The following is a 14,242-nucleotide window of genomic DNA, read 5'->3' on the forward strand; positions in this document are numbered from 1 at the left end:
CTTTTTTTTTCTTTTTTTGAGCCCTTATCCCGAACTGGGGTTAAAATTAATAACAACACAACCGCTGTCAGCTGACTCTATTAACCACTTGTAATGGCAAATGCTTCATCGCTTGACCGACAATCGACCATGGCAGGCTTGGCACGCAAGCTTCGTCTACTTCTGCCTCAATCGCAGCAACGATCGCTTTGGTGCCTGTTTCTGCATCTACTTCAAACGGTAAAGGTTTGGCATTTTCATTGATTTCGGTGCGCACATAACCTGGATAAATGGTCGATACCTTAATCGGCAATTTGGTCAATAGCATATCGGCACGGATACCTTCTGCAAGATGTGCTAAACCCGCTTTACTTGCGCCATAAGCGGTCAAATGCTTAGGCAAGCCGCGCATCGCTGACATACTAGATATCACCACCAGATGACCGCTATTTTGAGCTCGGAAAATATTCATCGCCGCTTCACATTGAGCAAGCGCTGAGATGAAGTTAATCTCGACGGTTTTGCGATTGGTATCAAAGCGCCCTTTGCCAATCCGGCGGCTATCACCGACGCCGGCATTGACCACCACGCGATCAATATGACCAAAATCCGCTGCGAACCCATCAAACACCTCGAATATCGCATCGTAATCACTGACATCCAAGACACGGTATTCAATACGGATATCAGGATACTGCGCCGATAGCTCGGTTTTTAAATTTTCTAAACGATCAGTACGGCGGGCGCAAATGGCAAGATTATAACCAAGTTTTGCAAAGAGTCTTGCCATACCCTCGCCTAACCCTGAGCTTGCGCCAGTGATTAAAACCGTTTTACCGCGGCCAACCTGTTGCTTATTTAAACCTTTCAGATAACGCGCTGGCTGAATGGCACTAAATAACTGATTTTTATGGTGGTTAGCGCTACTGGTCACTAAGTTTATTAATTTATTTTTCATAAACCATCCTATTGGTATTCATATAAATGACGTCGACTGTCTATCGTAACGTAAATCTACAGAGTAAGTTTAGCAGTTATAGCCTAAAGCAAACACGCAAGCAACCTAAAGCAGCATAGAATCAAACTACTTTCACCCTGTAATGATTGATTTTAAAACCATAAAAAACGGCTACCTAGTTACAGTAACCGCTTCACGATGTTTTTAATTAACTGGCTTTAAGACTTTGATCTTTGTTTTTTAGCGCCAAGTCACAAAGCGTTTGCCCTCAGCAAATAAATGACTGTATTCGTTCAAAGACAACAGGCGACTCCGTTCATTTTTAAGCGTCAGCGATGTCACGCCAGTGTTGACCAAACTTTTATTGATTTGATAGGCTGTTGAGCTGCCCTGCTGTAATAACTGCGCAGTGATCGCAGCGATAATACCACCCGAGGTAAACACCAAAACCGTACTGTCAACGCCTAACTGCAAATTGGCAACTTGTTGACGTACTTGCTCAAGCGCTTGCTTGGCGCGCTCATTAAACTGTAGCCAGCTTTCGATATAATCACTGTCGTTTTCGCCCGCATGCCAACGCTGCATCGCGTCGTCAAACAACTCTGCCAGCCGTGTGACTGGCACCTCTGCTTTAGCAATCTCAGCAGCAATTCCCACACGGCTAGCAAAAGCAGGATTAGATTTTATCAGTACATCTTTATGATTAAACTCATCAAACTGCGGCAGTACATAGCTATCAGGCTCATCTAGATTGATGGCAGTTACGCTTGGTTTTTCGTTACTCTCGCCAAAAGATGACTGATAACTTTGCCAAAAATGGCGCGCAGAATCTTGCTGCCTAACCAAACTACCGCTAAAAATCGCATCGATTCGGCGCTGGGTCGTTGCATAATGCTGACCCAGCATTTGCGCCTGCATACTACCAAGCTCTGAGAGCTGGTCGTAATCTTCTTGCCCAAATGACGCTTGACCATGACGCGCTAAAAGTATGGTTGTCATAAAACATTGCCTTATTAATCGTACTTTTTTAAATTTTTTAGATTGAATCAACGGCTATAAATTTGTGCATTTACTATGCGTTTAAAGCGTTTATTCTTTAGCTTTAGAATTACTTTGTCCAAAATAGCTTTTTGGTAAAATGCCCTTGATAACCGTTTGAATCGGACTTGGTAGTTGCTCGACCATCGCCGCATCGACGCCTATATCTTGCAGATGCGGTTGCACGTGGCTTATAAATAAAGCCTCGCCTTCATACTGAGCAATCAGCTTGAGACATTTAGCATGTAAGACATGGACGATAATCCAAAAGTTCTTAAAAGCTGGATTGCTGGTTTGTTTATTATAATAACGATAATAAATCTGCTGCACGATACCGGCTAGGCGAAATAGTCCAAACACTTCATAAAACGTCCAGTTGTCTATCTTAAGGCCCGTCTTTTTAAGATAATAGGTTACCACTTCATCACGGGTCATCATGCCTTTTAAATGCGTTGGCTGAAGGCGAGATTGCTGCATGATGATGTTGTCATCTTCTTCAATCCAATACGCTAAAGCGCTACCCAAATCCATCAAAGGGTCGCCTAAGGTAGCCATTTCCCAATCGAGCACACCGATGACCTTGGTCGGATCATCAGCCGCCAAAATCACATTATCAAAGCGCCAATCATTATGGATAACACAAGTTTTACTATCGGCAGGCGTGTGCTTGCCAAGCCATTGTCTTACCAAAGCAAAGCTTGGCACATTGGGCGTTTTGGCTTTGACATAACGCTTATCCCAGCCCGTCACTTGACGCTCACAATAACCTTCGCCGCGACCAAGATTTACCAAATCAGGGTGCTTGGTATAATCGACTTCATGCAACTCAATCAAAGCGTCGATGACATTGGTACATAACTCGCGTGTTTGCGCTTCGTTTAAATCGACGCCTTTTGGCAAATTAGCCCGCGGAATGATACCTTCCATTCGCTCCATGACATAAAAGTCTGCGCCAATAACGTCTTCATCAGTACACAGCGCGACCATTTTTGGTACATAGGGATAAGCATCTTTTAAAGCTTTTTGCACGGTATATTCGCGCACCATATCATGTGCCGATTTGGCTTTGGTGCCTTTTGGCGGACGGCGTAAAATCAAATCTTGGCCGTCACCTTCGCCTTCATATTGCAGCCGGTAAGTCCAGTTTGAAGCGCCACCTGAGAATTGTGTCACCGTTGGCTCGCCTTTTATATCAACGCCTTGCTCGCGTAGCCAGTCGCTGACCGCTTTGGCGTCAAGCTCTTCGCCCTCGCGCACTTCGCCGCCTTTATCTAAAACTTTATTAACGGTTTGATTGTCAGCATCAGTATGGTTGGCATGATGTTCAGTTGCCATAAGACATTCCTTATCGTGTGGTCGTTTATTTTTTACCAGTTATTTGTTGTTTATAAAAGCTTAAGAGTTAAAAATTCACTATCAAATCATCGATAGTGAATTTTTGGTCATATAATTTAAATGACAATGTAGCCGACTTTTTAAGATTTAGGAGGTTTAGACGAGCGGCTAAAACCTTGGCGTTTTAATTCTAATTTGGCAATCATGGTTTTATGTACTTCATCAGGACCATCGGCTAAACGTAGTGCGCGAGCTTGTGCAAAGAAAGCAGGCAACATCGTATCTTGACAAACACCCATGCCACCGTGAATTTGAATCGCCATATCAACCACTTCTTGCAAGACAGTCGGTGCAACGACTTTAATGGCAGAGATTTCAGTCAATGCCGCTTTGGTCCCCTTCGCGTCCATTTTTTGCGCCGCGTATAGTGTCAATAAACGCGCTTGGTCAATTTTGATACGGGCGTCAGCGATACGCTCAAAGTTACCGCCTAATTGTAGCAGAGGCTTACCAAACGCGGTACGCTGCATACCGCGCTTAACCGCGAGCTCAAGAGACTTTTCGGCAGCACCAATACAGCGCATGCAATGGTGAATACGACCTGGTCCTAGGCGACCTTGCGCAATCTCAAAGCCCATACCAGGTCCACCGATAAAGTTATCGACTGGCACACGCACATTATTAAAGCGGACTTCGCCATGACCGTGCGGCGCATCGTAATCACCAAATACCTTTAACATACGTTCGATGTTAACGCCTGCGGTGTTTGCTGGCACCAAGACCATCGAATGCTGATGGTGACGGTCTTTATCCTCATCAGGAGTATAAGCCATGACAATCAAAACATCGACGGCAGGGTCGCCAAGACCCGATGACCACCACTTGCTACCATCGATAACAATCTCATCGCCATCGACGACAGCAGTCGCTTGCATATTGGTTGCATCACTTGACGCCACATCAGGCTCAGTCATACAAAATACCGAACGCGTTTTACCTTCTAATATCGGCGTTAGCCATTTATCTTGCTGCTCCTGTGAACCATAACGCCATAACAGCTCCATATTTCCGCTATCAGGGGCATTACAATTAAAGACATAAGGCGCGAGCAAACTGCGACCGGTGAGCTCGGCAATCGGTGCATAATCAGTAACCGACAGCCCAGCCCCAAGCTTATCATCAGGTAAAAATAAATTCCATAAACCCGCTTCACGCGCTTGTTTACGTAGGCTCTCGTACTTTTCTGGCCAGCGCCAATTTTTCCAATTACCATCAGGGTTTTGCGCATGACAGTCCGCCCAAAACTGTGCTTCTATTGGCTCGATTTGGGTTTCGATAAACTCTTTGACTTTGGCATGCATGGCTTGACCATGTTCGCTGGCGGTAAACATTAATGTGTCGGTAGACATAGTTGACATCCTTTTCTTTACTGATGATTAATGGCTTTTATGAAATTCACATCAAAATTCTATGTGTTGAGATTGCATAAAAAGATTAATGAGATTTTATAGTGTACGTACGTATACTCTGTTTTATCTGCCCCATTTATAACACAGCATTTGCGATTAAACAGCAAAAAAGGCGCGACCCGCTAGGACACGCCTTTTACAAAATACAAACAATGCACGATTCAGTATTGGAATGTTAAAACGCTAACTATCAAGCAACCTAATGATATTTAAACTTATTTTAGGGTATTCAAGCGAGAGTCTAAATCAAAACGTGCCAATGCATCTGGTAGCTTATCAATCGCCATGCTGAGTGTGGCTTCTGCAGCTTGTGATAAACCCAATTTTTCGGCAAGCGTGGGCTTTTGACGTGAATGCAGCGCATACACTTCATTATTTTCCATACGCTCTAAAATGTAGCTGTCTGAGGTTTGCAAGCTATCAATTAAGTTAAGTTTTAGCGCATCTTCCCCATACCAATGCTCACCAGTGGCAACTTTAGCGACATCCAGTGTTGGACGATAGGTATTAACGAAGTGCTTGAATAACTCGTGCGTCTGCTCCAGCTCTTCTTGATATTTAGCGCGGTCTTCGGCGTCATTTTCACCAAACACGGTCACGGTGCGCTTATAGTCGCCTGCGGTGAACATCTCGTAATCAACGTCATGATTTTTGAGCCATTTATGGAAGTTTGGTAATTGCGAGACCACACCGATTGAACCAATTATCGCAAAGGGTGCGGCAACGATATTGTCGGCGACACAAGCCATCATATAACCGCCACTGGCCGCGACTTTATCGACACAGACGGTAAGCTTTAGACCGGCGTCTTTTAAACGTGCTAATTGTGCCGCTGCCAAGCCATAACCATGAACCAAACCGCCGCCCGACTCTAAGCGTACGACGACTTCATCGCCTTTATTAGCGGTACTGATGAGTGTGCTGATTTCTTCGCGTAAATGCTTCACCGCTGTGGCTTTGATATCACCATCAAAATCAAGCACAAAAACTTGCTGCTTCTCATCGCTATTATTCTTTTTGTTTTTACTCTTATTTTTTACTTTTAATGCTTGCTTGGCTTTTTTCGCCATGGTTTTTTTAAGTTGTTTAAGCGCCGCTTTACCTTGCGTTGCCTCCATCAGATCTTCACGACGTTGCTCTTGGCTTTTATTGAGATGGATAACTCTTAGCTCAACAGGATTTTTAGAAGGATGAAAAAGCATGAGCAGGATTCCTTGATAGTTGAAATAAATAATTTTAATAGATAATTGAAGGGGTTTTAATACGGTTTAATAAGTTAGCTTGATATGCGCACAGTGACTAGCATTTTCAAGCAAAATGACAATATTTAACCTAAGACAAATACTACTGCATAAATACCACCTCTACTGATACGTCCCTGCCCTTCGTTTGAACACTACTGATTGGAAGCCACAGGTTGTATAACAAAGGCAGATTAGGCATAATATGCGTTTACATCAAATTTTCTGCAGCCAACGTGATGACCATTTGTCTTATATCGCGTTATTCGTGCTTTTTTGGCTAAATACTCAAAGGCACGGCGCTTATATTACACGCTAGCGGCTGCATTATTGTATTTCGAATTGGGCTGACAACTGGATAATTATATTATGACGCAAAGCACTATGACGCATAGCGAATACCGAGACGAATATTGCGGCGCTGTAACCGAAAGCTTACTTGAGCAAACCATTAGCATCGTAGGCTGGGTACATCGTCGTCGCGATCACGGTGGTGTGATTTTCTTAGACATGCGTGACCGCGCAGGCATCTTACAAGTTGTCGTTGACCCTGATACGCCAGAAGCATTCGCGACTGCTGATGCGGTACGTCCTGAATATGTTTTAAAAATTACCGGTCGCGTTCGCCGTCGTTACGAAGGCACTGAAAACGCTAATATGACCAGTGGTCAGATTGAGCTATTGGGTAAAGAGATTGAAGTATTGGCAAAATCTGAAACCCCGCCTTTCCCATTAAATGATGAGAAAACCACGGTATCAGAAGATCTGCGTTTAAAATATCGCTACCTTGATATGCGTCGTCCGCAAATGCAAGAGCGTATGGTTTTCCGTGCTAAAGCCACCTCAGCCATTCGTCGTTATCTAGATGACCATGGTTTCTTAGACGTTGAAACCCCTATCTTGACTCGTGCCACACCAGAAGGCGCACGGGATTATCTAGTGCCTTCACGCACTCGCCCGGGTAACTTCTTTGCTTTGCCGCAGTCACCACAGCTATTTAAACAGTTATTGATGGTGTCAGGATTTGATCGTTATTATCAAATCGCTAAGTGTTTCCGTGACGAAGACTTACGTGCTGACCGTCAGCCAGAATTTACCCAAGTCGATATTGAGACTTCTTTCTTAAATGAAGAAGAAATCATGAATATCAACGAAGGTTTGATTAAGCATCTATTTAAAACCATGATGAATGTGGAGTTTGAAGACTTCCCGCGTATGACTTACGCTGAAGCGATGCGTGACTATGCCTCAGACAAGCCTGACCTACGTATTCCATTAAAATTGGTCGACGTTGCTGATTTAATGAAAGACGTTGATTTTAAAGTCTTTGCCGGTCCTGCCAACGATCCTAAGGGCCGCGTTGCTGCTCTACGTATTCCTGGTGGCGCTGCGCTCAGCCGTAAGCAAATCGATGCTTATACCAAGTTTGTGAGCATTTATGGTGCACGTGGTTTGGCTTATATTAAAGTCAACGACGCCAGTAACATCAACAACGGCGTGGATAAAGAATCTGGTCTACAGTCGCCTATCATTAAAAACATGACCGATGACATCCTAGCGAGCTTGATTGAGCGTACGGGTGCCGAGAGTAATGATATTATCTTCTTCGGTGCTGATAAAGCCAGTATCGTCAACGATGCCATCGGCGCACTACGTCAAAAAATTGGTCTAGACTTAGAGATGCTGACCTGTGAATGGGCGCCTCTTTGGGTGACTGACTTCCCAATGTTTGAAGAAACGGATGATGGCCGCTGGACGTCAATGCACCATCCGTTTACTAAGCCAAAAGGCTCAGTTGAAGAATTAAAAACCAATCCTGAATCAGCGCTTTCTATCGCTTATGATATGGTGTTAAATGGTACTGAAATCGGCGGTGGTAGCTTACGTATCAATACCCTTGAGATGCAAAAAGCGGTATTTGAAGCGCTAGGTATCGATGAGGCTGAGGCCGAAGAGAAATTTAGCTTCTTACTTGATGCTCTAAAATTCGGTGCGCCTCCGCATGGTGGTTTAGCATTTGGTTTGGATCGCCTCATTATGCTAATGGTCGGCGCAAGCTCTATCCGTGACGTGATCGCCTTCCCAAAAACCAAGACTGCTGAAGATCCATTGACTCAAGCTCCAGCTCCTGTTGAGGGTAAGCAATTGCGTGATCTTGGTATCCGTCTGCGTGAAAAAGCTCAAGCAGATACCACTAAACCTGCTCAGTAGCTGATCTGGTGATGAGTATCTCTTATTACTGTGATTCATTATGAATCCGTATCAGATCTTCAAATACGTGCCTTTATCTGTATTGCAGATGCTGGCACGTATTACTGCTAGGATAATGATGCGCCTGCCAAACTTGAGTATCGTTCGTACGATCAAGATCAATATGGCACTCATCGAACCTGCCCTAACGGCTAAGCAAAAAAAGACCGTTATCAAAGATATCGTCCGTCATCAGTGTCTAAGTAGCGTCGAGTCTATCAAGAGTTGGGCGATGCCGCCTGAATGGAGCATTGAGCAGATACGAGAGGTGCATAACCAAGAGATCTTAATAGAAGGCTTAGCCAATCCCAACGGCATGCTTGCTATCGTTCCTCATCTTGGTACTTGGGAGATGATGAACGCTTGGCTCAATCAGTTTGGTTCGCCAACTATTATGTACAAGCCTGTAGACGGCAGATTCGCTAATGAGTTTATTCTGCAAGGGCGTGCGCGTCTCAATGCAACGTTGGTGCCTACAGATGGTAGCGGTGTCAAAGCAGTGTTTAAAACGCTTAAACGAGGCGGTTTTAGTATTATCTTACCCGACCATGTTCCTGAGCCTTCAGGCGGCGTGGTTGTGCCTTTTTTTGGCGTTAAGACTTTGACTAGTACCCTCGCCCCTAAACTTGCTAGCAAAACCAAGTGCGCCCTAGTCGGTCTGTCTTGTATTCGCCGTGATGATAATCGTGGATTTGATATTTACTGCTATAAGCTCGATGATCCAGCGCTTTATGATCGCAACACAGAAGTTGCGACTCATGCTCTGAATATTGCCATGCAAGAGATGATTGAAGATCAATGTAGCCATTATATGTGGGGCTATCGCCGCTTTAAACGCATTCCTAATCTTGGCAATCCTTATCGCGCTGATAGTAGCAAGCTACAAGCCTTTCTAAAATCGGCTAAGGATAAAAGATATAAGACTTAATTGCGCTATCTTTTATAGTAGACTCAATATAGCGGTATCAAATATAGCATCTTCTAAGCTTCATGTTTTCATCTTATTAAAAAGAGTCAATTATGACATCTGACTTCGTTAACCATACTCTAAAAGACCAAGACTCTGCCCACCTAGCAGAGTCACGCTATATCATCTGTATGAAATGGGGCGATAAGTACGGTCCTGAGTATGTCAATCGTCTCTATAATATGGTCAGTCGCCATCTGACACTGGACTTTCAGATGGTTTGCTTGACGGATGATAGTACAGGTATTAATGAGGCGGTACAGTGCTACCCGATACCCGAGATGGATTTGCCAGCGGGACCTGAACGCGGCTGGAAAAAGCTTACAACCTTTAAGCCTGAGCTGTATGATCTAAAAGGCGTGGCGCTATTTTTAGATATCGACATCGTTATTGTCGATAATATCGACAGCTTTTTTACTTATAAGGCGGAGTTTGATGACAGCGTGGTTATCATCCGTGACTGGAAAAAACCATGGCGCATGATTGGTAACAGCTCCGTCTATCGCTTTAATATTGGCATGGGTACTTATCCTGACTTGCTTAGTAATTTTGAGCGTAATTTTGACACCATTCGCACGCAAGTACGCCATGAGCAGGCTTATCTATCCAACTATTTGCGCGAGCATCATAATTTAGAGTATTGGCCCAAAGACTGGTGCGTCAGCTTTAAATACCAATGTATGGCAAAGCCGCCCTTTAACTTTATCAAAGCACCTACTCTGCCTAATGGCGCTAAAATCGTTATCTTCCATGGTGAGATTAATCCGCCAGATGCCATTAAAGGCGGCGGCGGCAAATGGTATCGGCGTGTCTTGCCGAGTCCTTGGCTGCAAGAGCATTGGCAGTGAATCTATGAGAAAAGCCATGAGAGCAGAGAATAAAAAGCAAATAGACGTTGTTATCGCTTGGGTGGACGGTGATGATGCACAGCTCAAAGCAAAAAGAGCGCGCTATCAAAAAACCTCTAGCGCTGCCTCTGACGCTACTAGCTCAACCCGCTTTGCCAGTAATGATGAAATCTATTACAACCTTGCTTCTATTTTGAAGTACGTACCTTTTTGTCGTCATATTTATATTGTTAGTGACGGGCAGCAGCCTGAGTTTATAGATGAGTTCGCTAAGCAAGGAATTTGTGCAGGTGATAAGATAAAAATCATCGATCATACAGAGCTTTTTGAGGGTTACGAGCAGTTTTTGCCAACGTTCAATACTCGCTCAATTGAAACAATGCTTTGGAATATAGCGGATGTGTCTGATTATTTTATTTATATGAACGATGATTTTTTCTTTAACCAGTCTGCAACTCTAGAGGATTTTATAGAGAAAGATAAGCTTATCTTGCACGGTCATTGGCGCAACACGGCAGCTTTAAATGCCAAACTTAACTTTCGTAAAGCTAAATCTAAACTATTAGGTACGTCTATTCAGCCAAGACATACCATCGCGCAGATGCTCAGTGCAAAAGTGCTTGATATGGATCAGTTTTTTGAGATTCATCATTTTCCTCATATTGTTGATAAAACGATCTTAAAAAACTATCTGCTACAGCACCCACAGCTTTTAGAGACACAAATAAAGTATAAATTTAGAGATGTTGCTCAGGTGAACCCTATTACTCTGATGAACCATCTCAAAATACAGAAGAGCCAAGCCCATTTACGAGCTGATATAGCGGTTAATTACTTGAAGAACGAAGATAGCGTTGAGAGTTTTTTATCTAACTTAGATAATAGTGATTATAAGTATGGCTGCATTCAAAGCTTAGACCGTCTTAACTCTGACTCTTATCAGAAGGTTACAGCCGCTATGACAAATAAATTTTCGGCATATTTACCCTCATCGCTACTAACGAGTGCAAACTAACGTCTTAGAGCAACCATATATTGCATCAACTTTAACTTAGAGACCTTGGATACTTTATGAAAATAGCAGTAGTAGGTACAGGCTACGTAGGCTTATCGAATGCAATGCTGTTAGCGCAGCATCATGACGTTATCGCTGTCGACATTGTCGCTGAAAAGGTAGAATTGCTAAATAATAAGCAATCCCCTATCGAAGACAAAGATATCGAACACTTCTTGGCAAATAAAAAACTAAATTTCAGTGCAACTCTTGATGCAAAGCAAGCCTATGAAGATGCTGATTTTATTATTATAGCAACGCCTACTGATTATGACCCCAAAACCAACTATTTTAATACCTCAAGCGTCGAAACTGTAATTGAGCAGATACTCACCGTTAATCAAAACGCCCTCATCATTATCAAATCGACCGTACCCGTCGGCTTTACGCTCAGTATTAGAGCGCGCTATGGCACTGAGCGTATTATATTTTCTCCTGAATTTCTAAGAGAAGGCCAAGCTTTGCATGACAACCTTTTCCCTTCTAGAATCATAGTCGGAGAGCAGTCCAAACGTGCCCAGCAGTTTGCAGACCTACTCATCGAAGGCGCGCAAAAAAAGGATGTTCCATTACTATTTACTAAGCCCACTGAAGCTGAGGCAATCAAACTATTTTCTAACACTTATCTAGCTATGCGCGTGGCCTACTTTAATGAGCTTGACACTTATGCACAGACTTTTGGCTTATCTACTAGGCAAATCATCGAAGGGGTGGGCTTAGATCCACGTATCGGCGATCACTATAACAACCCCTCATTTGGCTACGGCGGCTATTGTCTACCAAAAGACACCAAGCAATTATTGGCTAATTATGATGAGGTGCCAAGTAATTTAATAAGAGCGATTGTAGACTCTAATCGCACCCGTAAAGACTTTATTGCAGATAAGATCATTCAAAGAAACCCTAAAATCGTTGGCGTTTATCGATTGGTTATGAAAAGTGGGTCTGATAATTTTCGTGCCTCGGCTATTCAAGGCATTATGAAACGTATTAAAGCCAAAGGTATAGAAGTCGTTGTTTATGAGCCAGTACTAGAAGAAAAAGAATTTTTTAATTCGCGCGTCATTAAAGATTTGAGTGAGTTTAAAGCGATGAGCGATGTAATCGTTGCTAATCGTTTATCAACTGATATACAGGACGTAGCGGATAAAGTGTTTACTCGAGATCTATTTGGGAGTGACTGATGAAAATACTGGTCACTGGTGCGGCAGGTTTTATTGGTTTTCATTTAATCAAGACGATACTAGAAACAGATCTATCTGCTAGGGATTACTGTATCGTTGGTATTGATAATATCAATGATTATTATGATGTAGATCTAAAAGAAGCGCGGTTGAAAATATTAAGTGAGATATCAGATTCAGAAGTTTTTACGTTTATTAAGTTAGATCTGGCTGATCGTGAAGCCATGTCTGAGCTTTTTGCAACCTATCAATTTGATACGGTTGTTAATTTAGGTGCCCAAGCAGGTGTGCGCTATTCTATCGAAAACCCTAATGCGTATATCGACTCAAATGTGGTTGGCTTTGTTAACATACTTGAAGGCTGCCGTCATCATGATATCAAGCATCTGATCTATGCCAGCTCCAGTTCTGTCTACGGTATGAATATTAAGCAGCCATTCACAACGTCTGACTGCGTTGATTTTCCTATCAGCCTATATGCCGCCACCAAAAAATCTAACGAGCTTATGGCACATAGCTATAGCCATTTATATAATATCCCTACGACAGGGTTAAGGTTCTTCACTGTTTATGGTCCTTACGGTCGACCTGATATGGCATATTTTTCGTTCACAAAGAAAATTCTAGCTGGTGAGCCAATTAATGTATTTAATAATGGTGATATGCAGCGTGACTTTACCTACATTGATGATATCGTCAATGGCATTATTCGTATAATTAATAAAGCGCCTTCGCCCCAGCATTCTACTATTACGACTGCAGCTGCTCCCTACAAGATTTACAACATTGGTAATAATCAGCCTGTCACTTTGCGCCGTTTTATTACTGCCATTGAAGACGCTTGTGGCAAAAAAGCGCAAGAAAATTTACTGCCCATGCAAGCAGGCGACGTACCGATTACTTACGCCGATATAGATGAATTGATAGAGGATACTGGCTTTAAACCGGAGACTAGTATAGAAGATGGTATTAAGCAATTTGTCGATTGGTATAGACAATATTATTCAGTTTAAACAAATAACAACGCTCTTTAAGGCTTATATCATAGAGATTAAGGCGCTAATATCTTTATATATTTTTAAAGGATTTTGATAACATGGCTACACCTTCAAGTTGGCAGAGAAAATTGATATTGATCTTTCGAAGCGAAAAAAGACTGAATGCGGGTAAGATTATCAAAACCTATAATGATAGAAGCTTTGATGAGATGAAAGCAACAACCATTACTGAATCAATGTGTGATATGGAAGCATTAACTAATGAGCGTAAAAGCACAGATTTAGAAAACCATTTGAATAACTTGAAATACAAATCGCTTGGTGAGTCTGAGCTCTGCTTTTATCACAACACGCTTATTATACTAATGCGCCGTAAGTACAAAATAGATAAAACATTCGCTGAATTTGAAAGACTGTGGGAAGCAGAGAGCGACTATTTATTGACACATCTGTCGTTGCGCTGGATTGTCTCTGCTTGCGATACGTTTATTGATCATTCAAACAATACTCATAGAGCAGCTATCTTGATGAATGTCGTAACTCTAATGAATACTTTACGTACTTATGAAACCAAAAACTTTCTGCAGTTATCCACTAATGCTGAATCTATGCCATTGCTAACTGAAAAAACCGATATGCTTTATGCTGGTGACTTGCCTCTGTACGATGGTCTTACTTATTTTCGTATCGGCACCGATGATAGCTTGAGAAATATGCGAAAACGCTATAGTAAATTTCAGAAAGTTGATAAATTGGCCACGACCATGTTACTGGCAGTGTTTGAAAAACTGCAGAATAATGACAGTGCTTTTGCTACTCTACGGCAGTTGCACAGAGATGATTGGTCTAAATGGTGGTTGGATTAGTCTATCTCATATATTACTACACGACTACATTCTACACCTTTTATCAAGGCTGCAA

General features: G+C 42.6%; 12 protein-coding genes. 7 read left to right on the plus strand and 5 right to left on the minus strand.

Annotated features, from left to right (window positions below; genetic code table 11):
* Positions 1-67: 67 nt before the first annotated feature.
* From CXF58_RS08095 to sohB, 5 genes are all read right to left on the minus strand, one after another.
* Positions 68-937 (minus strand): SDR family oxidoreductase, encoded by an 870-nt coding sequence (locus CXF58_RS08095; RefSeq protein WP_068408752.1) that lies wholly within the window; start codon positions 935-937, stop codon positions 68-70.
* 240 nt (positions 938-1,177) lie between these two features.
* A complete protein-coding gene (locus CXF58_RS08100; RefSeq protein ID WP_068408751.1) occupies positions 1,178-1,936 on the minus strand; it encodes a histidine phosphatase family protein in 759 nt (252 codons plus the stop codon).
* Between the two features lie 90 nt (positions 1,937-2,026).
* Positions 2,027-3,310 carry a phosphotransferase family protein gene (locus tag CXF58_RS08105; RefSeq protein ID WP_102077163.1) on the minus strand — a complete coding sequence of 428 codons (1,284 nt, stop codon included), beginning with the start codon at positions 3,308-3,310 and terminating at the stop codon, positions 2,027-2,029.
* A gap of 140 nt (positions 3,311-3,450) precedes the next feature.
* Positions 3,451-4,701 (minus strand): acyl-CoA dehydrogenase family protein, encoded by a 1,251-nt coding sequence (locus CXF58_RS08110; RefSeq protein ID WP_180952554.1) that lies wholly within the window; start codon positions 4,699-4,701, stop codon positions 3,451-3,453.
* Positions 4,702-4,994: 293 nt separating this feature from the next.
* Positions 4,995-5,981: a protease SohB gene (sohB, locus tag CXF58_RS08115; RefSeq protein WP_102077165.1), complete on the minus strand. Its 987-nt coding sequence runs from the start codon at positions 5,979-5,981 to the stop codon at positions 4,995-4,997.
* A gap of 423 nt (positions 5,982-6,404) precedes the next feature.
* On the opposite strand from sohB, the gene aspS reads away from it, so the two are divergent.
* The 7 genes from aspS (at position 6,405) to CXF58_RS08150 (ending at position 14,187) form a co-directional block, all read left to right on the plus strand.
* Positions 6,405-8,231 carry an aspartate--tRNA ligase gene (gene aspS / locus CXF58_RS08120; RefSeq protein WP_102077192.1) on the plus strand — a complete coding sequence of 609 codons (1,827 nt, stop codon included), beginning with the start codon at positions 6,405-6,407 and terminating at the stop codon, positions 8,229-8,231.
* Between the two features lie 40 nt (positions 8,232-8,271).
* Positions 8,272-9,198, plus strand: a complete 927-nt coding sequence (locus CXF58_RS08125; RefSeq protein WP_102077166.1) for a lysophospholipid acyltransferase family protein — start codon at positions 8,272-8,274, stop codon at positions 9,196-9,198.
* 170 nt (positions 9,199-9,368) lie between these two features.
* Positions 9,369-10,085, plus strand: a complete 717-nt coding sequence (locus CXF58_RS08130; protein ID WP_416375576.1) for a glycosyltransferase — start codon at positions 9,369-9,371, stop codon at positions 10,083-10,085.
* Positions 10,086-10,101: 16 nt separating this feature from the next.
* Positions 10,102-11,100 (plus strand): Stealth CR1 domain-containing protein, encoded by a 999-nt coding sequence (locus CXF58_RS08135; protein ID WP_102077168.1) that lies wholly within the window; start codon positions 10,102-10,104, stop codon positions 11,098-11,100.
* A gap of 56 nt (positions 11,101-11,156) precedes the next feature.
* Positions 11,157-12,323, plus strand: a complete 1,167-nt coding sequence (locus tag CXF58_RS08140; RefSeq protein WP_102077169.1) for a nucleotide sugar dehydrogenase — start codon at positions 11,157-11,159, stop codon at positions 12,321-12,323.
* On the plus strand, positions 12,323-13,336 hold the full coding sequence (locus CXF58_RS08145) for an NAD-dependent epimerase (protein ID WP_102077170.1): 1,014 nt from the start codon (positions 12,323-12,325) through the stop codon (positions 13,334-13,336). Before CXF58_RS08140 ends, CXF58_RS08145 begins: the two co-directional genes overlap by 1 nt.
* A gap of 83 nt (positions 13,337-13,419) precedes the next feature.
* Positions 13,420-14,187, plus strand: coding sequence for a hypothetical protein (locus tag CXF58_RS08150; RefSeq protein WP_102077171.1), 768 nt, complete (start codon positions 13,420-13,422; stop codon positions 14,185-14,187).
* The last annotated feature ends 55 nt before the right edge of the window (positions 14,188-14,242 follow it).

The sequence above is a fragment of the Psychrobacter sp. Sarcosine-02u-2 genome, from assembly GCF_002836335.1.
Taxonomy (GTDB): domain Bacteria; phylum Pseudomonadota; class Gammaproteobacteria; order Pseudomonadales; family Moraxellaceae; genus Psychrobacter; species Psychrobacter faecalis.